General features: G+C 72.8%; 21 protein-coding genes and 1 tRNA gene. 8 read left to right on the top strand and 14 right to left on the bottom strand.

Annotated elements, in window-relative coordinates:
* Positions 1 to 27: 27 nt before the first annotated feature.
* Genes NOCA_RS03140 through nth form a run of 4 tightly spaced genes read right to left on the bottom strand, consistent with a single transcriptional unit; the run spans position 28 to position 3,255 of the window.
* Complete coding sequence (locus tag NOCA_RS03140; RefSeq protein ID WP_011753838.1) at positions 28 to 1,203, bottom strand: MarP family serine protease; 1,176 nt, start codon at positions 1,201 to 1,203, stop codon at positions 28 to 30.
* A complete protein-coding gene (locus NOCA_RS03135; protein ID WP_011753837.1) occupies positions 1,200 to 1,919 on the bottom strand; it encodes an NUDIX hydrolase in 720 nt (239 codons plus the stop codon). The genes NOCA_RS03140 and NOCA_RS03135 overlap by 4 nt, the downstream gene beginning before the upstream one ends.
* Complete coding sequence (locus NOCA_RS03130; protein ID WP_011753836.1) at positions 1,916 to 2,527, bottom strand: TlpA family protein disulfide reductase; 612 nt, start codon at positions 2,525 to 2,527, stop codon at positions 1,916 to 1,918. Before NOCA_RS03130 ends, NOCA_RS03135 begins: the two co-directional genes overlap by 4 nt.
* Complete coding sequence (gene nth, locus NOCA_RS03125; protein ID WP_011753835.1) at positions 2,524 to 3,255, bottom strand: endonuclease III; 732 nt, start codon at positions 3,253 to 3,255, stop codon at positions 2,524 to 2,526. Before nth ends, NOCA_RS03130 begins: the two co-directional genes overlap by 4 nt.
* 131 nt (positions 3,256 to 3,386) lie before the next feature.
* Between nth and NOCA_RS03120 the strand changes: the two genes are divergently transcribed.
* On the top strand, positions 3,387 to 4,064 hold the full coding sequence (locus tag NOCA_RS03120) for a Crp/Fnr family transcriptional regulator (RefSeq protein WP_011753834.1): 678 nt from the start codon (positions 3,387 to 3,389) through the stop codon (positions 4,062 to 4,064).
* Between the two features lie 117 nt (positions 4,065 to 4,181).
* Here the strand turns inward: NOCA_RS03120 and NOCA_RS03115 are convergent, their stop codons facing one another.
* The 6 genes from NOCA_RS03115 to NOCA_RS03095 all read right to left on the bottom strand — a co-directional run bounded on the left by NOCA_RS03115 (position 4,182) and on the right by NOCA_RS03095 (position 8,492).
* Positions 4,182 to 4,949 (bottom strand): MBL fold metallo-hydrolase, encoded by a 768-nt coding sequence (locus NOCA_RS03115; RefSeq protein WP_011753833.1) that lies wholly within the window; start codon positions 4,947 to 4,949, stop codon positions 4,182 to 4,184.
* Positions 4,950 to 5,004: 55 nt separating this feature from the next.
* The gene (locus tag NOCA_RS03110; RefSeq protein ID WP_011753832.1) at positions 5,005 to 5,877 is read right to left on the bottom strand and encodes an NUDIX hydrolase; all 873 of its coding nucleotides are present in this window, start codon (positions 5,875 to 5,877) and stop codon (positions 5,005 to 5,007) included.
* 10 nt (positions 5,878 to 5,887) lie between these two features.
* Positions 5,888 to 6,352: a RidA family protein gene (locus NOCA_RS03105; protein WP_011753831.1), complete on the bottom strand. Its 465-nt coding sequence runs from the start codon at positions 6,350 to 6,352 to the stop codon at positions 5,888 to 5,890.
* Positions 6,349 to 6,504 carry a hypothetical protein gene (locus NOCA_RS27775; protein WP_011753830.1) on the bottom strand — a complete coding sequence of 52 codons (156 nt, stop codon included), beginning with the start codon at positions 6,502 to 6,504 and terminating at the stop codon, positions 6,349 to 6,351. The genes NOCA_RS03105 and NOCA_RS27775 overlap by 4 nt, the downstream gene beginning before the upstream one ends.
* A gap of 109 nt (positions 6,505 to 6,613) precedes the next feature.
* Positions 6,614 to 7,516 (bottom strand): sigma-70 family RNA polymerase sigma factor, encoded by a 903-nt coding sequence (locus tag NOCA_RS03100; protein WP_011753829.1) that lies wholly within the window; start codon positions 7,514 to 7,516, stop codon positions 6,614 to 6,616.
* Between the two features lie 205 nt (positions 7,517 to 7,721).
* The gene (locus tag NOCA_RS03095; protein ID WP_049774190.1) at positions 7,722 to 8,492 is read right to left on the bottom strand and encodes a sigma-70 family RNA polymerase sigma factor; all 771 of its coding nucleotides are present in this window, start codon (positions 8,490 to 8,492) and stop codon (positions 7,722 to 7,724) included.
* A 297-nt stretch (positions 8,493 to 8,789) separates the two neighbouring features.
* Here NOCA_RS03095 and NOCA_RS03090 point away from each other — a divergent pair, with 297 nt between their 5' ends.
* The gene (locus NOCA_RS03090) at positions 8,790 to 9,626 is read left to right on the top strand and encodes a sigma-70 family RNA polymerase sigma factor (RefSeq protein WP_011753827.1); all 837 of its coding nucleotides are present in this window, start codon (positions 8,790 to 8,792) and stop codon (positions 9,624 to 9,626) included.
* A gap of 95 nt (positions 9,627 to 9,721) precedes the next feature.
* Here NOCA_RS03090 and NOCA_RS03085 read toward each other — a convergent pair whose 3' ends face one another.
* Both NOCA_RS03085 and NOCA_RS03080 read right to left on the bottom strand, forming a co-directional pair.
* Entirely contained in the window at positions 9,722 to 10,366 is a 645-nt protein-coding gene (locus tag NOCA_RS03085; RefSeq protein ID WP_011753826.1) for a CoA transferase subunit B, read from the bottom strand.
* On the bottom strand, positions 10,363 to 11,136 hold the full coding sequence (locus NOCA_RS03080; RefSeq protein ID WP_011753825.1) for a CoA transferase subunit A: 774 nt from the start codon (positions 11,134 to 11,136) through the stop codon (positions 10,363 to 10,365). Before NOCA_RS03080 ends, NOCA_RS03085 begins: the two co-directional genes overlap by 4 nt.
* A gap of 84 nt (positions 11,137 to 11,220) precedes the next feature.
* Here NOCA_RS03080 and NOCA_RS27895 point away from each other — a divergent pair, with 84 nt between their 5' ends.
* Both NOCA_RS27895 and NOCA_RS27890 read left to right on the top strand, forming a co-directional pair.
* Positions 11,221 to 12,249, top strand: coding sequence for an ArsA-related P-loop ATPase (locus tag NOCA_RS27895; RefSeq protein WP_011753824.1), 1,029 nt, complete (start codon positions 11,221 to 11,223; stop codon positions 12,247 to 12,249).
* Positions 12,246 to 13,454: an ArsA family ATPase gene (locus NOCA_RS27890; RefSeq protein WP_011753823.1), complete on the top strand. Its 1,209-nt coding sequence runs from the start codon at positions 12,246 to 12,248 to the stop codon at positions 13,452 to 13,454. Before NOCA_RS27895 ends, NOCA_RS27890 begins: the two co-directional genes overlap by 4 nt.
* 125 nt (positions 13,455 to 13,579) lie before the next feature.
* Here NOCA_RS27890 and NOCA_RS03065 read toward each other — a convergent pair whose 3' ends face one another.
* Positions 13,580 to 13,891, bottom strand: a complete 312-nt coding sequence (locus tag NOCA_RS03065; protein ID WP_011753822.1) for a WhiB family transcriptional regulator — start codon at positions 13,889 to 13,891, stop codon at positions 13,580 to 13,582.
* A 197-nt stretch (positions 13,892 to 14,088) separates the two neighbouring features.
* Between NOCA_RS03065 and NOCA_RS03060 the strand changes: the two genes are divergently transcribed.
* Entirely contained in the window at positions 14,089 to 16,512 is a 2,424-nt protein-coding gene (locus NOCA_RS03060; RefSeq protein ID WP_011753821.1) for a penicillin-binding protein, read from the top strand.
* A gap of 29 nt (positions 16,513 to 16,541) precedes the next feature.
* Here NOCA_RS03060 and NOCA_RS03055 read toward each other — a convergent pair whose 3' ends face one another.
* A complete protein-coding gene (locus tag NOCA_RS03055) occupies positions 16,542 to 17,006 on the bottom strand; it encodes a GatB/YqeY domain-containing protein (protein ID WP_011753820.1) in 465 nt (154 codons plus the stop codon).
* Positions 17,007 to 17,081: 75 nt separating this feature from the next.
* Between NOCA_RS03055 and NOCA_RS03050 the strand changes: the two genes are divergently transcribed.
* The 3 genes from NOCA_RS03050 to NOCA_RS03040 all read left to right on the top strand — a co-directional run bounded on the left by NOCA_RS03050 (position 17,082) and on the right by NOCA_RS03040 (position 18,989).
* Complete coding sequence (locus NOCA_RS03050; protein ID WP_011753819.1) at positions 17,082 to 18,044, top strand: metallophosphoesterase; 963 nt, start codon at positions 17,082 to 17,084, stop codon at positions 18,042 to 18,044.
* Positions 18,045 to 18,145: 101 nt separating this feature from the next.
* Positions 18,146 to 18,222: transfer RNA gene (locus NOCA_RS03045), tRNA-Pro, on the top strand.
* Positions 18,223 to 18,311: 89 nt separating this feature from the next.
* Complete coding sequence (locus NOCA_RS03040) at positions 18,312 to 18,989, top strand: hypothetical protein (RefSeq protein ID WP_011753818.1); 678 nt, start codon at positions 18,312 to 18,314, stop codon at positions 18,987 to 18,989.
* Positions 18,990 to 18,994: the final 5 nt, after the last annotated feature.

Here is an 18,994-nt window from a genome sequence, read left to right as displayed (position 1 = left end):
CGTCCGCAGCCGCTGACCCGGCTCCGCTCACCCAGCACAACCGCCGGTCGACACCTGGCTCGAGCTGGTCAGGCCGGCGGCCGCGGCGGCGGAGACCTGTCCGGCGGTCAGCGCGTAGCCGGTTTCGTGGTCGGTGACCGAGGCGGCGAACACCACGCCGACGACGTCGCCGGCCGAGGACACGATCGGCCCGCCGGAGTTGCCCGGCAGGATCCGCCCGCGCAGGGAGTAGACCTCACGGATCACCGCGCCGTCGCCGTAGATGTTGGGTGAGCGGAGCCGCTGCTCGGAGCGGATCCGGGCGGGCTCCACGTGGTAGGGCCCGTCCTGCGGGTAGCCCAGGATCGCGACACCGTCGGGCGCGCCGGCGTCGCGGTCGAAGCGCAGAGCCGGCAGGTCCCCGCTGTCGAAGGAGAGCACCGCCACGTCGATGTCGGGGTTGTAGTAGACGACGTCCGCCGGGACCGACTCGTCGCCGACGATGACCTCGGGGTCGTCGATCCCGGCGACGACGTGGGCGTTGGTCATCAGCCGGTTGCCGGCGTACAGGAACCCGGACCCCTCGACACCCCGGCCACACTCGTTGGTGCCGCGGATCTTGAGGACGCTCGACCCGGCGCGCTCGACGTCGGGGTCGTTGAGCAGCCGCTTGGGGCCGGGTCCGACCTCGACGATCCGCTCGGGCGCGAACGGCTCGAGGTAGCGGGGAAAGAAGCTGGTGCCGACGACGTCGTTGAACGCCTGCAGCGCGCCGTCGGCGCTGGCGGGCATCACCTCGTCGACGTGGGAGAGCACGGTCGAGCCCCGCACCAGCGGGGTGACGCCGCCGATCCGAGACCCCGAGATCGCGACGCCGAGCGCCCAGGCGACCACGAGGACCGCCACGGCGCTGAGCATGGCGCCGCCGACCGCGTCGAGGGCGCGGGCCGGCTGCCAGGTGATCCGCTCGCGGATCCGGGCGCCGGCGAACTGGAGCACGGCCTGCCCCAGCGACGCGGACAGGATCACGATGAACAGCGCGCCCAGGGAGACCATCAGGGAGGGGTTGGCGTCACCCAGTGCGACCGGGGCCAGCCACACGCCGAACAGTCCGCCGAGCAGCAGCCCCCCGGTCGCGAAGGCACCGGTGATGAAGCCCTGCCAGTAGCCGGAGAGCGCGTAGGCGAGCACGAGCACGACCAGGAGCCAGTCGAGCAGGTTCACCCGTCCTCCTCCTCGTCCTGGTCGTCGTCCTGGTCGTCCTCGATGTCGAGGAGCCGACCGCGTCGTGGGTCAGCCTGCAGCATGTACGACGGCAGGTCGCGCAGGCGCGACTCGTCCCACGGCCGGGTCCAGCCGAGGAAGTCGAAGAGGCGGGCGATGATCCCGCCCGTGAAGCCCCAGAGGACGACGTCGTGGTCGGGGCCGATCAGGAAGCCCGGGCTCTGGTAGCCGCCCCGGGGGTGGCGGACGGTGATCCGGTGCTCGGGGTCGAGCAGCTCGCTGATCGGGACGTGGTGGATCGCGTGCACCTCGGCCTGGCTGACGATGCTCACGTCGCCGGGCTCGCGCCACCAGCCGAGAACCGGGGTGACCGCGAAGTTGCTCGGCGGTAGCCACAGCTCGGGCAGCCGGCCGAACACCTCGACCGAGGCCGGGTCCACCCCGACCTCCTCCTCGGCCTCGCGGAGCGCGGCCTCGACGGGGGTCTCGCCCGGGTCGAGCGCGCCACCCGGGAAGGAGACCTGACCGGGGTGGGAGCGCATGTCGTGGGCCCGCTCGGTGAGCAGCAGCTCGCCGCCCTGCTCGCCCGCGCCGAACAGCATCAGCACCGCTCCACGCCGGGCGTCTCCACCCGCCGGAGGGGTGAACCTGGTGAGCTGGTCGGCCGAGATGGCGGCCGCGCCGTCGCGGACCGGCACCAGCCAGTCGGGGATCACAGGTCGGTCCCGAGGTGCTCGTCGACCAGGCCGACGAGCTGGTCGACGCTGGTGATCTCGATCGCCTGCTTGTGCACGACCTTGCCGTCGGCGTCGACCAGGACGACCCAGGGCAGGCCGGGGATGGTCGGGAACGACTCGGTGCCCTCGAGGGTGGATCCGGGGTCGGCGAGCAGCGGGTAGGTGACGCCGGTGTCGCGGGCGAGCTCGAGCGCGGCCTTCGGCTGGACGTCGTTGTAGTCGATGCCGACGACGCCGACCCGGTCGCCGTACCGCTCGTGGAACTGCTGGTAGATCGGCAGCTCCTTGCGGCACGGGCCGCACCACGAGGCCCACAGGTTCACCACGACCGGACCACGGAGCCCGGCCAGGTCGACGTCGGGACCGCCGCCGAGGCAGGGCAGCGTCACGTCGGGCAGGCCGCCGTCGACCGCCGCGCCCGCGGCCTGCCGGCACGGCTCGATGCCGGCGTCCGCGCGGATCGCGCGCAGCTCGGGGGTGTCGACGTCGACCTTGGCCTGGCCGGGTGGTTTCGGCAGGTCCGCGGAGCCGCACGCGCCCAGCACCAGCACGGCCGCGGCGAGCACGGCCGGGAGGAGTCGCCTCATGCCCTGCCCTCGGTCTTCACCAGCTTCGCCGCGGCGGCCGGGTCGGTCGGCCCCTCGCCGTACGCCGGGCACCAGCGCGCGACCGGGCACGCCCCACAGGCGGGGTTGCGGGCGTGGCAGATCCGCCGACCGTGCCAGATCAGGTGGTGGCTGAGCATCGTCCAGTCGCGCTTCTCGAACAGGGCGCCGACGGCGTGCTCGACCTTGACCGGGTCGGTCTCCTCCGTCCAGGCGAACCGGCGGGACAGCCGACCGAAGTGGGTGTCGACGGTGATGCCGGGGATGCCGAAGGCGTTGCCGAGCACGACGTTCGCGGTCTTGCGCCCGACGCCGGGCAGTTGCACCAGGTCGTCGAGCCGGGGCGGCACCTCGCCGCCGTGGCGCTCGACCAGCGCGGCGCTCAGCTTGAGCAGCGACTCGGTCTTGGCACGGAAGAAGCCCAACGGCCCCACGATGCCCTCGAGCGTCGCGCGGTCCGCGCCGGCCATCGTCCTCGCGTCGGGGTAGGCCGCGAACAGGGTGGGCCGCACCGCGTTGACCCGCTTGTCGGTGGTCTGCGCCGACAGCACGGTGACGACGAGCAGCTCGAAGGGGTTGTCGAAGTCCAGCTCGCACCTGGCATCGGGGTAGGTCTCCGCGAGCAGCCGGTCGATCTTGCGGGCGCGCCGGACCAGACCGGTGCGGGACTCGGGGACTGCGGGCACGGGCCCAAGGGTACGGCGAGGCACCGACCACCCGGTGGTCGGTGACCGGACAGCGCACCCCGACATACGCCGGACGGTTGTTCCTGTGACCTTTTCCACTGGATAGGATCAATGCGGAACCCGTGTGCTGCGGGCCATCTCACGAGGAGGATCCCGTGGACAACGACGTACTCCGTCAGGCGCCGCTCTTCAGCGCGCTCGACGACGAGGCCGCCACCGCGCTGCGCGCGTCGATGACGGAGAGCAAGCTGCGCCGCGGCGACGTGCTGTTCCACGAGGGCGACTCGGGCGACAAGCTCTACATCGTGCTCGACGGCAAGGTGAAGCTCGGCCGCACCTCCTCCGACGGCCGCGAGAACCTCCTGGCGATCCTCGGCCCCGGCCAGATGTTCGGCGAGCTCTCGCTCTTCGACCCTGGCCCGCGCTCGGCCACCGTCACCGCCGTCACCGACGCGACCTTCGCGTCGCTGTCCCACGAGGACCTGCTGCGCTGGCTCGAGGGGCGCCCGGTGGTGGCCCGTGGCCTGCTCACCCAGCTCGCCGGCCGGCTGCGCAAGGCCAACGACGTGGTCGCCGACCTGGTGTTCTCCGACGTCCCCGGCCGGGTCGCCAAGGCGCTGCTCGACCTCGCCGACCGGTTCGGCCGCAGTGCCGACGACGGCGTCCACGTCCACCACGACCTCACCCAGGAGGAGCTGGCCCAGCTGGTCGGCGCCTCGCGTGAGACCGTCAACAAGGCGCTCGCCGACTTCGCCTCCCGCGGCTGGCTGCGCCTCGAGCCCCGCTCGGTCGTGATCATGGACGTCGAGCGCCTGGGCCGCCGCGCCCGGTAGGGCCCGGGTCGGTTTCCCCGGTGAACCGGGGAAACCGGAACTGTTGGGCCGAAACTTCGGGCCAGAAGTTCCAACATCCCCGGTGAACCGGGGAAACCGACCCTGGCGGCCACGCCGTCAGCGCGGCTCGGCCAGGTAGGCCAGCTGCGCCCGCACGGACAGCTCGGCGGCACCCCAGAGCACCGGGTCGACGTCGGCGTAGACGATCTCGACCACCCTGCGGGGCAGCTCCTCGGCCGCGATCCCCTCGGGACGGTGCGCGGCCTGCAGCGTCTCCACCGCGGCGCGCACCTGCTCGAGCCGCTCCTGGCGGTGGGCGAGGTAGTGGTCCAGGGCGCCGAGCGCGTTGACGATGACCGGGCCGTGGCCGGGCCAGATCGACGCGACCTCGTGCGCCTCGGCGAGCGCGTGCAGCCGGTCGAGCGAGCCGAGGTAGGCGCCCAGCTGGCCGTCGGGGTGCGCGACGACGGTGGTTCCGCGGCCGAGCACGGTGTCTCCCGTGAGCACCGCCCCCTCCGCGGGCAGCAGGAAGGACAGCGAGTCGGCGGTGTGCCCCGGCGTGCCGACCACCCGGATCTCCAGGCCGTCGACGGCGACGACGTCTCCGTCGCCGAGCCCCTCGGCGCCGAGGCGGTACGCCGGGTCCAGGGCCCGGACGCCGCACCCCACCCGCTCGGCGAACGCCCGTGCCGCCTCGGCATGGTCCGCGTGGTGGTGGGTCAGCAGGACCACGCCGACCTCGCCGGCCTCCGCCGCGATCGCGTCGAGGTGGGCGGGGAGGGCCGGGCCCGGGTCCACGACGACCGAGCGGCGCGCCCCGGGTTCCCGCAGCACCCAGGTGTTGGTCCCGTCGAGGGTCATCGGGCCGGGGTTGGCGGCGAGCACGCACCTACCCCGCGCCCCGAAGGCGCCGCCGGCCCAGGCCGCGTCGGGCGCCACGTCAGGCGCCGCGGTGCGCGGCCAGGATCGAGCGGTGGTGGGCCGGCACGGACAGCGTCCAGCCCTCGCCGTCGAGCGGCTCGACGACGGGGGTGTGCATCTCCACCACCCGGCCGTGCGCCGCCACGATCACCTCGTCCGGGGTGGCGAGCTGCGCGACCTCGAGCGAGGTGAGATACGTCGGCGGCATCATCAGCATCTCGCCGCGCTCGGCCTGGGCCACCGCGTCGGCTGCCGGCAGCCAGGTCACTGACTCGGACTCGGTCGAGACGTCCCGGGTCCGCTGCCCCTCGGGCAGCAGCGCGACGAAGAACCAGGTGCGGTAGCGCTTCGGCTCGAAGGCGGGGGTCAGCCAGCCGCCCCAGACACCGAGCAGGTCGGTGCGCAGCACCAGGCCCCGTGCGGAGAGGAACGCGGTCATCGCGAGCTCCCGCGACTCCAGGGCGTGCCGGTCGGCCTCCCAGTCCTCGCCCGTGGTGTCGGCGACGACCTCATCGGCGGACGGCCCGGCCAGCAGGACGCCGGACTCCTCGAAGGTCTCGCGCACCGCCGCGCACACCAGCGCGCGCGCCATCTCCTCGTCGCAGCCCAGGCGCTCGGCCCACTCGGCAGGCGCGGGACCGGCCCAGGCGACGGTCGTGTCGAAGTCGCGGGGGTCCACCCCACCGCCGGGGTACACGCACATGCCCCCGGCGAACTCCATCGTGGTGTGCCGGCGCAGGTAGTACACCGCCGGACCGTGGTCGGAGGGGCGGACCAGGATCACGGTGGCCGCGTCCCGGGGCTCGGCCGGGTCGCGCCTGCCGTCGTCGTACTCGCGGGCGAGCTCGACGATCTGCTCCGGGAGCGGGATCGGCGGGATCGGGATCCTCACGGCGCCGGTCTCACGAGGCCACCCGCACCACGATCTCGACCTCGACGGGCGCATCCAGCGGCAGCACCGGCACGCCGACGGCGGAGCGGGCGTGCGCGCCCCTGTCGCCGAACACCTTCCCGAACAGCTCCGAGGCGCCGTTGGCGACCTGTGGCTGGCCCGTGAAGTCGGGGGTCGACGCGACGAAGGCGACGACCTTGACGACCTGGGCGACCCGGTCGAGGTCGCCCACCATCGACTTCACCGCCGCGATCGCGTTCAGCGCACACTGCTGCGCGCACAGGGCCGCCTCCTCGGGGCTCACCTCGCCGCCGACCTTGCCGGTCACCATCAGCTCACCGTCGCGCATCGGCAGCTGCCCGGAGGTGAACACCAGGTCGCCGGACACCACGGCGGGCACGTACACCGCCACCGGCTTGGCCACGTCCGGCACCGCCAGGCCGAGCTCGGCGAGCCGCTCCTCCGGGGACGTCATGCGAGCGGCCGCTTGAAGAAGCCGACGAGGTTCTCCGGGTTCGGGCCGGGAGCGACCTGCACCAGCTCCCACCCGTCGGCGCCGAAGTTGTCCAGGATCTGCTTCGCCGCGTGCGTCAGGATCGGGGCGGTCAGGTACTCCCACTTGGTCATGTCCGGCACCCTACTCGGGGCGTTGGACGTGGCCACCCGGGGACGGACGCGACCGGCAGGACCCGGGCATCGGCGAGGGTCGGGCCGGGCGGCTGGTGGTCGAGGCGGCTCAGGCGGTGGACTCGAGCCCGCGGTGCGGGCGGCGGGCCGGCATCGTGCGACGGGCGGCGTACCGCGCCGCGACGGCGCTGGTGTAGGCGAGCCGGCGCCGGGCGGCCACGCCCGCAGGATTGGGGTGGGGCTTGGGCAGGTGCGGGTCGAAGGCCTCACCCAGTGCGTCGCGCAGCAGCGCGAGCGCCTCGGCGCGGACCTGCGAGACCCGCGACTCGGTGACGCCGAGCTCGGCGGCCAGCTCGGCCATCGGGCGCTCCTCGAGGAAGTAGCCGCGCACCACGAGGCGCATCCGCTCCGGGAGCTCCTCGACGGCGTCGGCGAGGTAGCGCACCCGCTCGAGGTGCACGGCCCGCTCCTCCGGGCCCGCCTCGCGGACCGGCAGGATCTCGGCCAGCCCCTGCTGGGCGCCGGCGTCGAGGGGCAGGACGGTCCCCCGGGCAGCCTCCGAGTCGACCCGGTTGACCTCGTCGAGGGTCATCCCGAGCGCGGCCGCGACCGCCTCGTCGTCGGGGAACTCGCCGAGCGTCGCGGCCAGGCGGGCCCGCGCCTCCTCGATCTCCCGGGCCCGGCGGCGCACCGAGCGCGAGGCCCAGTCCACCGAGCGCAGCTCGTCGACCATCGCGCCCCGGATCCGCGGCATGGCATAACGGGCGAACGGGACCCCGCGCTCGGGGTCGAAGGACCGCGCGGCGGCCACCAGGGCCAGGAGGCCGGCCGAGCGCAGGTCGTTGCGGTCGACGTACGACGGCACTCGCGCGAGTGTCTCGTACACCACGTGCGTCACCAGCGGTACGTGCTCCACGGCCAGCCGGTCCGCCTCGGCGGATCCGGGTCGCGGGCCGGGCCCGCTGGTGGCCGCGGTGGGCGTGTCGGGCTCGTTGACCTCCGGATCGGTCATGGTGCGCTGCTCTCCTGGGGAAGGCGATGGCGGCTCACGCCGTTGTCATCTCGGGCTTCGGCGCTCCCGACGACGACCTTGAGGCCGCCTAGACCTGTGCCCGCAGATCACCCAAACCCGAGCGCCGCCGGGCCGACGGCGCTAGTGCGGGACCCGCGATCCGGCCCTCGACCGCAGGCGCGGGCCGGATCGCCCGCGGGCGCGATCAGGCGGAGGTCCGCTGCTCCTCCCGGGGCGCGCGCACGGGGCGGGCGGCGTAGCGGGCGGCGACGGTGCGGGCGTACGACGCTGCCCGGGTGCTCGTGACGGGACCCGCGTCGGCGGAGGGCCCGAAGGCCAGCGCCAGCGCATCGCGCAGCAGTCCCAGCCCTTCGACCAGGAGCTGGACCGCCCGCGCCTCGCTGGCGCCGACCTGGGCAGCCACCGCGGCCATCGGCCGCTGCTCGACGAAGTAGCCGCGCACGACGAGCCGGAGTCGTTCGGGGAGCTCGTCCAGGGCGGCCTCGACGTACTCCCGGCGCTCGTCGCGCCGATCAGGGTGGGCGGGACGCGTGGTGCCGCCCACGACCGCGGGGCTCCCCTCCTCGGCCTCGGCCGGATCGTGGTCGACGTCCAGCACGCGCGCGGCCGCCCCGGCGTCGGGCAGGTCGGCGAGGGCGGCGAGGAGCCGGGCCCGGGCCGAGGCCGCGTGGCGGGGGTGCTCCGCCCGCGCCGCCCAGTCGATCGCGCGCAGCTCCTCGACGAGGGCGGCGCGGATCCGGACCGAGGCGTGCTCGGCGAAGGGGCGCTCCACCGTGGGCTCGCGCGCCGCAGCCAGGAGGGCGTCGACCCCGACGGCGAGCAGGTCGTGACGATCGACGGCTGCCGGCACCCGCCTCAGCGTGTCGTACACCAGATGGGCCACCAGCGGCAGATGATGGGCGGCGAGCCGGGCCGGGTCGACGGTCGGGGCGGGTCCAGGGGCGTTGATCGTCACCCGACAAGTGAGGCATAAACGGGCACGTTCGGGCAAAAAAACAACACCGATTTCGTCCGATATGAAGGTAAAACTTTGCCGGGTGGCCCGTCCGGGCTATTCCGGATGACCCGACCCGTAGTCGCGTGACGTCCGCACCGTAGTCCGCTCGGGCGGGCCCGGCATGGCCCGCTCGGCACGGTCACGAAAACGATGTCGACCGGGTGGGTGGTCTCGCGGGCTAATCCCCCGGGTTTGGCGTCATGACCGGTCCGGATATGAGTCACTACTCCCGTGAACTCGGGCCGTTCGACCCCCATGACAATCGCGGAGCGCGACCAGCTCGCCGTCCAGCACGTGCCGCTGGTGGCGCACCTGGTGCGCGAGACCATGGCGCGGGTGCCGTCGTACATGGACCGCAACGACCTGCACTCCGCAGGCCTCCTCGCGCTCGTCCAGGCCGCCCGCGCCTTCGACCCCGAGCGCGGGGTGCCGTTCGCCGGCTACGCCTCCACTCGGATCCGCGGCGCGCTGGTCGACGAGCTGCGCTCGGTGGACTGGGCCTCGCGCTCGGTGCGCCGCCGTGCCCGGGAGATCGAGGCGGCACGGGCCCGCCTGGCCGCGACCTTGGGTCAGTTCCCCGACGACGCCGCGGTCGCCGAGGCCCTGGGGATCACCCCGGAGGAGATCGGCAAGGCCGACTCCGAGGTGGCCCGGGCCGTGGTGCTGCCGCTCGACGCGGGCCCGAACGCGGGGTTCGTCGAGAGCCTGGCCGGTCGCGACCCCGGCCCCGAGGAGGAGGCGCTGCACGCCGAGCGCGCGCAGTACCTCGCGGCCGCGATCGAGGAGCTTCCCGAGCGGCTGCGCCACGTGGTGCGCGGCTACTTCGTCGCGCAGCGGCCGATGGCCGAGCTGGCCGCCGAGCTCGGGGTCAGCGAGTCTCGGATCTCGCAGCTGCGCGCCGAAGCACTGGTGCTCCTGCGCGACGCCCTCGCCGAGGCCTTCGAGCCGCACCTGGCCGCGCCGCACCCGAACCCCGACGGTGTCGCGGCTCGGCGCCGGCTCGCCTACACCAGCGCCGTCGCCGCCCGGTACGCCGCCCGCCGGACGATGCCCGCCGCCCGCGTCCGCGAGGGGCTCAGCTCGATCGCCTAGAGCGTGGAACCGGGGCGGCCGGCCGATGAATCGGGAGTGCTACCCGTCGAATCGGGGTTTCCGTCGGTCGGTTCGCCCGACTCGACCGCCAGAAGTCACGACTCGACGTTCGCCGCGACCAGCTCGGGCTCGGTCTTCTCGCGCACCTCGTCGAGGCTGACCCCCGGGGCGAGCTCGACCAGCTCCAAACCCTCACGAGTCACGTCGATGACGGCGAGGTCGGTGATGATCCGCTGGACCACGCCCTTGCCGGTGTAGGGCAGCGAGCACTCCTCGACGATCTTGTAGGAGCCGTCCTTCGCGACGTGCTCCATCAGCACGATCACCCGCTTCGCGCCGTGGACCAGGTCCATCGCGCCGCCCATGCCCTTGACCATCTTTCCGGGGATCATCCAGTTCGCGATGTCCCCGGCCTTCGAGACCTGCATCGCGCCCAGGATCGCGGCGTCGATCTTCCCGCCCCGGATCATCCCGAAGCTGGTGGCGGAGTCGAAGAACGACGCCCCCCGGCGCAGGGTGACCGTCTCCTTGCCCGCGTTGATCAGGTCCGGGTCCTCCTCGCCGTCGAACGGATAGGCGCCCACGCCGAGGATGCCGTTCTCGCTCTGCAGGACCAGCTCCACGTCGTCGCCGACGTAGTTGGGCACCATCGTCGGCAGCCCGATCCCGAGGTTCACGTACGACCCGTCGGAGAGCTCCGAGGCCGCCCGCGCCGCCATCTCCTCACGACTCCAGCTCATCCGCGTGCCCTCACCGTCTTCTTCTCGATCCGCTTGTCCGCGGCCTGCTCCGGGGTCAGCTCCACCACCCGCTGCACGAACACCCCCGGGGTGTGCACCTGGTTGGGGTCGAGCTCACCCGGCTCGACCAGGTGCTCGACCTCCGCGATCGTGACCCGCCCGCACATCGCCGCCAACGGGTTGAAGTTGCGAGCCGAGTCGCGGAACACCAGGTTGCCGTGGCGGTCGCCCTTCCAGGCCCGCACCAGGCCGAAGTCCGCGACGATCGCGTGCTCGAGCACGAACTCCTTGGGCCCCTCCGCGGTCTCGAAGACCTGGGTCTGCTTGGCCGGCGAGGACTTCACCACCGCCCCCTCGGCGTCGTAGCGCCACGGCAGCCCGCCCTCGGCCACCTGGGTGCCCACGCCGGTCGCGGTGAAGAACGCCGGGATCCCCGACCCGCCGGCACGCATCCGCTCCGCGAGCGTGCCCTGCGGGGTCAGCTCCACCTCCAGCTCGCCGGAGAGGTACTGGCGGGCGAACTCCTTGTTCTCCCCGACGTACGACGCCACCACCCGCCGCAGCCGCCCGGCGCCGAGGAGCAGGCCCAGGCCCCACCCGTCCACGCCGGCGTTGTTCGAGACCACCTCCAGGTCCTGGGTGCCGCGGTCGAGCACCGCCTGGATCAGCACCGAGGGGATCCCGCACAACCCGAACCCACCGACGGACAGCGTCACCCCGTCCGGGATGTCCGCCACCGCGGCTGTCGCCGACGCCACCACCTTGTCCACGCCAACTCCTCCTCCCCCGGGACCAGCTGTGACCCGGGTCTCGTCGATCCTAGGGCCCCCTGCGTCTCATCTAGGCTCAGCCCCATGGCTCCGCCGACGACCACGCCGACGACCACCCCCGACTGGTCGCGCGTACGGCTGCACGTGGTGACCGGCAAGGGCGGCACCGGCAAGTCGACGGTCGCCGCAGCACTCGCACTGGGCCTGGCCTCCCAGGGCCAGCAGGTGCTGCTGTGCGAGGTCGAGGGGCGGCAGGGGATCGCCCGGATGTTCGACGTCGACCCGCTGCCCTACGAGGAGCGTCGGATCGCGACCGGGCTGCACCACGACGGCCGACCACCCGGCGTCGTGCACGCGCTGCACATCGACGCGGAGTCCGCGCTGCTGGAGTACCTCGCGATGTACTACAAGCTCGGCCGCGCGGGTCGCGCACTCGACCGCTTCGGCGTCATCGAGTTCGCGACCACGATCGCTCCGGGCGTCCGCGACGTACTGCTCACCGGGAAGGTCTTCGAGGCGGTGCAGCGCAACAGCCGCAACCGCAACGCCACCCGGTACGACGCCGTCGTGCTGGACGCCCCGCCGACCGGGCGGATCACCCAGTTCCTCAACGTGAACGAGGAGCTGGCCGGGCTTGCCAAGGTCGGGCCGATCAAGGGCCAGGCCGACACCGTGATGACGTTGTTCCGGTCACCACGGACGCTGGTTCATCTCGTCACGGTCCTCGAGGAGATGCCTGTGCAGGAGACCGCCGACGGGATCTCCGAGCTGCGTGCCGCCCGGTTGCCGGTCGGCGCGGTCATCGTCAACCAGGTGCGGCCCCGGGACATCACGCCCGCGGACCTCGAGGCCGCCGTCGCCGGCCGCCTCGACACCGCGCGGATCGAGGCCGACCTGGACCAGGCCGGCGTGACCGGGGGGACCGCGCTGGTGGAGGGGCTGATCGCCGAGGTCCGCGACCACGCCGAGCGGCGGGCCCTGGAGGACGCGCAGCGCGCGGTCGTCGACTCCTTCGGGTTGCCGACGTACGAGCTGCCGCGGCTGACCAGCGGCGTCGACCTCGGCGGCCTGTACGAGCTGGCCGCCGACCTGAAGAACCAGGGGCTGGCGTGAGCACCGCCCGCAAGACCCGCACCCGCACCCGGGTCGGCCCGCTCGCGACCGCCCCGACCGCGGCGCCCGCCCTCGACGTCGACGCCCTTCTCGACGACCGCGGCACCGGGATCATCGTGTGCTGCGGCTCGGGCGGCGTCGGGAAGACGACGGCGTCGGCGGCGCTCGCGCTGCGCGCCGCGGAGCGCGGCCGCCGCGTGGTCGTGCTGACGATCGACCCCGCCCGGCGGCTGGCGCAGTCGATGGGCATCGAGCAGCTCGACAACACACCTCGGCCGGTCACCGGGTTGCGGACGAACGCGAAGGGCAACCGCAAGGGCGGCGGCCTCGACGCGATGATGCTGGACATGAAGCGCACCTTCGACGAGGTGGTCGAGAGCCAGGCCAACCCCGAGAAGGCGCGCCTGATCCTGGACAACCCCTTCTACATCGCACTCTCGAGCTCGTTCGCGGGGACCCAGGAGTACATGGCGATGGAGAAGCTCGGCCAGCTCCACGCCGACGCCCGGCGCGACGGCACCTACGACCTCATCGTCGTCGACACCCCGCCCTCGCGTTCGGCGCTCGACTTCCTCGACGCGCCCGAGCGGCTGTCGAGCTTCCTCGACGGGCGCTTCATCCGGCTGCTGCTGACACCGGCTCGCGGCCCGGCCCGGATGATGACCGCCGGGCTCGGGCTGATCACGAACGCCCTCAACCGGATCCTGGGCACTCAGGTGCTGCGCGACATGCAGACCTTCGTCGCCGCGTTCGACACCCTGTTCGGCGGGTTCCGGGTCCGGGCCCAGAAGACGTTCGAGCTCCTGCAGGCCGACGGCACGGCGTTCCTGGTGGTGGCCGCGCCCGAGCCGGACGCGTTGCGCGAGGCGGCGTACTTCGTCGAGCGGCTCAGCGAGGACGACATGCCGCTGGCCGGGCTGATCGTCAACCGCGCGACGCCGGTGCCACCCGGGTCCCTGTCGGCGGACGAGGCAATGGCCGCCTCGGAGCGGCTGCGCAAGCAGGACCCGGACTCACTGACCGCCGGGCTGCTGTGCCTGCACGCCGACCAGACCCGGATCGTCGAGCGCGAGGCGCTGCTGCGCGACCGCTTCGCCGCCGCCCACCCGCAGGTGCCCACGGCGGTGGTGCCGGCGCTCGCCGGCGACGTCCACGACCTCGACGGGCTGCGTCGGGTCGGAGAGCTGCTCGCGCGGAGCGGGTAGCCGCGCGGCCACCGGGTCTCAGGTGTCAGCTGAGCTGCTCGGTCTCGACACGCCGGTCGCTAGCTCGCAGGCTCGGTCGCGCGGCTCGCTCGACCACCATCGGCAGGTCCGCTGACGCGGCCCCGCTAGACGCCGACGGGCCTGGCGACCGGCTTGCTGCCGATGGCCGGCGTGCCCTGCTCGCGGGCCGCCTCGAGCACCGCACGCCAGGATGCGTTCGGCCGGCGCCGCAGGAGCGCTCGGCGCTCGCGCTCGGTCATGCCCCCCCAGACGCCCCACTCGATCTGGTTGTCCAGCGCCTCGGCCAGGCACTCGGTGCGCACGGGACAGCCCGCGCACAGCTGCTTGGCCTTGTTCTGCTCCGCCCCACGCACGAACAGCTGGTCCGGTTGCGACTCACGGCACGCGGCCATGGGCGCCCAATCCTCAACCCACATGATGATGTCCCCACATCAGTCCGAGATAGGCGGCGTCCCCATGACGCCTACCCGGGATGAATCCCCTCAGTAAAGAAGTTAAGGAACAAATCAGGCGGAGGGCAGACACATCCGGCCCACTCCGCATAGTCCGAACTAACTAGTCATCTCGTGCTACGACTGGGTTCGGGTGCGCGTGCTCACGTACCCTGGTCGGCATGCCCGTGCCGCGCGACGAACGCCTGCCCGCCTCCCGGGTCGCCTCCCACCTGGCCGTGATGCTGGTCGTCGCCGCGGTGATGGGCGTCGTGGTGGCCGGGCTCGCCATCCCGTTCGCCGGGGTCCTCGGCGTCGGCGCACGCCAGGTCTCCGAGGCGATGGACAACCTGCCCGCCGAGCTGCAGACCGACCCGTTGCCGCAGAAGACCAGGCTGGTCGACGCCGACGGCGACGTGATCGCCACCCTGTACGACGAGAACCGGGTCAACGTCTCGCTCGGCCAGATCTCGCGCACGATGGTCAAGGCGATCGTCGCGATCGAGGACTACCGCTTCTACGAGCACGGCGCCCTCGACCTCAAGGGCACCCTCCGGGCCCTGATCACCAACCAGGCCAGCAACGGCGTCGTGCAAGGTGGCTCGTCGATCACCCAGCAGATGGTGAAGATGACGCTGCTGACCCAGGCCAAGACCAAGGCCGAGCGTCAGGAGGCCACCGACGACACCTACGCGCGCAAGCTGCGGGAGCTGCGCTACGCGATCGCGTTCGAGCAGAAGTACTCCAAGGACTGGATCCTCGAGCGCTACCTCAACATCGCCTACTTCGGCGACGGCACCTACGGCATCCAGTCCGCCGCGCGCCACTACTTCAACGTCAACGCGAAGAACCTGGACCTCCGTCAGTCGGCGATGCTGGCCGGCCTGGTGAAGAACCCCACCGGCTACGACCCGACCAACTCCCCCGACCGCGCGCTCGAGCGGCGCAACGTGGTCCTGGACCGGATGGCCGAGCTCAACGTGATCAGCCGGCAGAAGGCGGACCGCACCAAGGACCTGAAGCTGGGCCTGCACGTCGTTCCTGCCAAGAACGGCTGCCTCTACTCGCGGGCCCCGTTCTTCTGCGACTACGCGACCAACTGGCTGCTCCACGACCCCGAGCTCGGGGAGACCGTCGCCGAGCGCAAGCAGCTGCTCAAGACCGGCGGCCTGACCATCCGGACCACCGTCGACATGCGCGACCAGCAGGCCGCCGACACCGCCGTGCGGGACCACGTCGACAAGGGCGACCAGGCGGTCGGCGCGCTGGCGATGGTCGAGCCCGGCACCGGCGACGTCAAGGCGCTGGCGCAGTCGCGGCCGATGGGTCGCAGCGAGGCGGCCGGCGAGACGTTCCTCAACTACACGGTGCCGACGAGGTACGGCGACTCCGCCGGCTTCCAGGCCGGCTCGACGTTCAAGCCGTTCGTGCTGGCCGCCGCCGTCAACCAGGGCGTCCCCCTGAGCACCACGTTCAACGCGCCGCAGGAGATGACGCTGCCGCAGGACGAGTTCGCCAACTGCGAGGGACAGCCCGGCTTCGTCGGCGAGTGGAAGGTGGCCAGCTCCACCACGTCGGGGTCGATGGACGTCTACCGCGGCACCCGCGAGTCGGTGAACACCTTCTACGCGATGCTCGAGCGGGTCACTGGGGTGTGCGAACCGTTCCAGATCGCGAAGGCGCTCGGCGTCGAGCTCACCGACCCCAAGGGCGACGAGCACGGGTACGGCGCCGAGCGGGTGCCGACGTTCACGCTCGGCATCGCCAACGCCAGCCCCCTGGAGATGGCCGAGGCCTATGCCACCTTCGGTGGCCGCGGCGTGCACTGCGACTCGCGACCGGTGACCGCGATCGAGGACTCCAACGGCACCGTCATCCAGGAGTACCCCTCGCACTGCACTCAGGCGCTCCCGCAGGCGACCGCCGACGCGATCAACGACGTGCTGCGCGGCGTCCAGGAGCCCGGCGGCTTCGGCTACGACATCGGCGGCACCGGCCTGAGCGTGCCCTCGGCCGGCAAGACCGGAACCACCCAGGACGGGAAGTCCGTGTGGTTCGTCGGCTACACCCCCCAGATCTCGACCGCGGCGATGATCGCCGGCGCGACCAAGCAGGGCCAGCGACCGATGGCGCTCGCCGGCCAGGTGATCGGCGGCAACTACATCTACTCCGTCTCCGGCTCCGGTTTCGCCGGGCCGATGTGGGCCCAGGCGATGCACGTCGTCGACGACAAGCTCGACTACGAGGACTTCGTGGCCCCCTCGGCGACCCAGGTGCAGGGTGTGATGACCACGGTCCCGACCACCTCGGGCATGTCGGTCGACCAGGCCATCAGCACCCTGAAGGCTGCCGGCTTCAACGCGATCGAGGGCGGCACCGCCGCGTCCGGGAACCCGGCCGGGACGGTCGCCTACACCGCGCCCGCGGAGGGCTCCTCGGCCCCCGAGGGCTCGGTCGTCACCGTGTACGAGTCCACCGGCGTGGCACCGCCCCCGCCCCCGGGACAGGGCGGTGGCGGTGGCGGTGGCGGTGGCCCCGGCAACGGCGGTGGCAACGGGCACGGCGGCGGAAACGGGCACGGCAACGGCGGTGGCCGCGGCCGCTGACGCGGTCAGGCCGCCGGGGCGGGCGCGGGTCAGGACGCGCCGAGCTGGCGGCGTACCTCCGCGGCCACGACACCACCGTCGGCGCGGCCCTTGACCTGGGGCTGGATCATGCCCATGACCTTGCCCATCGCCCTCATGCCCTCCCCGGCCGCTCCGGTCTGGGCGATCGCGGAGGTCACCAGGTCGGCGATCTCCTGCTCGCTGAGCTGGGCGGGCAGGTAGTCGGCGATGACGGCCGCCTCGGCGGTCTCCTTCGCGGCCATCTCCTCGCGCCCGCCCTCGCCGAACGCAGCCGCGGCCTCGCGCCGCTTCTTCGCCTCGGTGGACAGCACGCCGATGATGTCGTCGTCGGAGAGCTCGCGGTGCTCCTTGCCGGCCACCTCGGCGTTGGTGATCGCGGTGAGCACCATCCGCAGCGTCGAGGAGCGCACCTCGTCGCGGGCCTTCATCGAGGCGGTCAGGTCGGCGCGCAGACGCTCCTTGAGCGCGCTCATGCGCGTGCTCGCAACGCTGCGTGCGCGCAGGCACAGGCCGCGCGGTGGTGGACGAAACGCTTGCTCCGCTCGCTCATGACCGCCATTGTGCCGCGTGCCCGTAGCCTTGCGCAGGTGACCGCCCTCGGCCTGATCCGCAGCCTCTCCCTTGCCGGATCCCTCCTCGGCGGGGGGCTCACGGCGTACGCGCTCGCCGAGGCTCGTGCCTACACCCTGCGGCGGGTGACCGTGCCCGTGCTGCCTCCGGGCAGCCCGGACCTGCGCGTCCTCCACCTGAGCGACATCCACATGACGCCGGGCCAGACCCGCAAGCAGGCGTGGCTGCGGGGGCTGGCGGACCTGGACCCGGACCTGGTGGTGAACACCGGCGACAACCTGTCCCACCATGCGTCGGTGCCGGTGGTGCTCGACTCGCTCGGCCCGCTCGTGGACGTTCCGGGCGTGTTCGTGCTCGGCTCCAACGACTACTTCTCGCCGACCCTGCGCAACCCGCTGCGCTACCTGCTCCCCGACGACGGCACCCGGCACACCGACAGCGCCCAGCTGCCCTGGCGCGACCTGCGGGAGCAGCTGACCGACCGGGGCTGGCTGGACCTGTCCAACGCCCGCACCACGCTCGAGGTCCGGGGACTGCGGATCGGCTTCGCCGGTGTCGACGACCCGCACCTGGGCTATGACCGCCTGGATCTGGTCGCCGGTCCGGCCGACCCGGACGCCGACCTGCGGCTGGGCGTCGCGCACGCGCCGTACCTGCGGGTCCTGGACCGGTTCGCCGCAGACGGGTACGACGCGATCCTCGCCGGGCACACCCACGGGGGCCAGGTCTGCCTGCCCGGCATCGGCGCGCTGACCACGAACTGCGACCTGGAGCCCGAGCGGGTCAAGGGTCTGCACCGCCACCCGGCCTCCTCCGCTCCCGGCGACCCCGGCTCGGCGTGGCTTCACGTGTCGGCCGGGCTGGGCACCAGCCCGTACGCCCGGATCCGGGTCGCGTGCCGGCCCGAGGCCACGCTGCTGACCCTGGTCGCCCGCGACTGACGGGCCCGCCTGGTCCAGGGCGGGAGGCCGATTTCGAGGGGTCCGTCACGCTCGGGTATGGTTGCCCTGCTCGTGGCCCGGACGCCGTCCGGATCCGCGATCGGGCTGTGGCGCAGCTTGGTAGCGCGCCTCGTTCGGGACGAGGAGGCCGCAGGTTCAAATCCTGTCAGCCCGACCAGGGGCCGGCCCGGATCCGCTGCGCGGATCCGGGCCGGCTGCATCTTCGGACCCGTCCGGTCGTAGCCCAGTCGTGGCACACTGCCGGTCATGGCCGATGGGGAGCCCGAGCAGGACGCCGACCAGCACACCGACAGGGACCAGCCGTCGCTCGAGCTGCCCCGGCTGGGCTGGCGGCGCCGCCGGCGTACCCAGGAGGCGCCCGAGCCGCAGCCCGAGCCGCACGCCGGGCAGCAGGCCGAGCTGCACGCCGGGCAGCAGGCCGGGCAGGCCCGAGAAGGGACGCGGCCGCTCGTCGAGGAGACCGCGCCACGCACCGTGGCCGCGCCCGTGCGCGCGGCCGAGCCGGCGGCCGAGCCCGAGCCCGAGCGGGAGCCGAAGGTGCGCCGACCCGGCGGGCTGCCGGTGGTGGTCCTCACCGGCGTGGTCGTCGGCCTCGGGATCGTCGGCCTCACCTGGGCCTCGCTACGGCTGTGCGAGAGCGTCCAGGGCACGTCCTCGTGTGGCGACGCCGGCTATGGGCTGTTGATCGTGATCCTCGTGGTGATGGTGATCCTCGGCGCGCTGCTGCTGCGCCTGGCGCGGGTGCCCGAGCCCGGCAGCACCAGCTTCCTCGCGGTCGGGCTCACCTCGGTGCTCGCGCTGGTGTTCCTGGTCGACTCGCTGATGGACCGCCCGATGGTCGTGGTGATCCCGCTGATCAGCGCCGCCACGTTCACCCTCGCCCATTGGGTGACCCGCACGTTCACCGGCCCGGCCGCGGGCTGATCCGA

Origin of the sequence: Nocardioides sp. JS614 (assembly GCF_000015265.1) — a bacterium.
In the GTDB taxonomy this organism is placed as follows: domain Bacteria; phylum Actinomycetota; class Actinomycetes; order Propionibacteriales; family Nocardioidaceae; genus Nocardioides.
The sequence above is the reverse complement of the archived record's forward strand: the minus strand, read 5'-3'. Positions and strand labels throughout refer to the sequence as shown.

Bases quoted from the DNA above. Each gene is read 5' to 3' on its own strand.
- NOCA_RS03130 (WP_011753836.1), bottom strand. From the start codon at position 2,527: ATGAGGCGACTCCTCCCGGCCGTGCTCGCCGCGGCCGTGCTGGTGCTG.
- NOCA_RS03105 (WP_011753831.1), bottom strand. From the start codon at position 6,352: ATGACGTCCCCGGAGGAGCGGCTCGCCGAGCTCGGCCTGGCGGTGCCG.
- NOCA_RS27775 (WP_011753830.1), bottom strand. From the start codon at position 6,504: ATGACCAAGTGGGAGTACCTGACCGCCCCGATCCTGACGCACGCGGCG.
- NOCA_RS03100 (WP_011753829.1), bottom strand. From the start codon at position 7,516: ATGACCGATCCGGAGGTCAACGAGCCCGACACGCCCACCGCGGCCACC.
- NOCA_RS03090 (WP_011753827.1), top strand. From the start codon at position 8,790: ATGACAATCGCGGAGCGCGACCAGCTCGCCGTCCAGCACGTGCCGCTG.
- NOCA_RS03085 (WP_011753826.1), bottom strand. From the start codon at position 10,366: ATGAGCTGGAGTCGTGAGGAGATGGCGGCGCGGGCGGCCTCGGAGCTC.
- NOCA_RS27895 (WP_011753824.1), top strand. From the start codon at position 11,221: ATGGCTCCGCCGACGACCACGCCGACGACCACCCCCGACTGGTCGCGC.
- NOCA_RS03065 (WP_011753822.1), bottom strand. From the start codon at position 13,891: ATGTGGGTTGAGGATTGGGCGCCCATGGCCGCGTGCCGTGAGTCGCAA.
- NOCA_RS03060 (WP_011753821.1), top strand. From the start codon at position 14,089: ATGCCCGTGCCGCGCGACGAACGCCTGCCCGCCTCCCGGGTCGCCTCC.
- NOCA_RS03055 (WP_011753820.1), bottom strand. From the start codon at position 17,006: ATGAGCGCGCTCAAGGAGCGTCTGCGCGCCGACCTGACCGCCTCGATG.
- NOCA_RS03050 (WP_011753819.1), top strand. From the start codon at position 17,082: ATGACCGCCATTGTGCCGCGTGCCCGTAGCCTTGCGCAGGTGACCGCC.
- NOCA_RS03040 (WP_011753818.1), top strand. From the start codon at position 18,312: ATGGCCGATGGGGAGCCCGAGCAGGACGCCGACCAGCACACCGACAGG.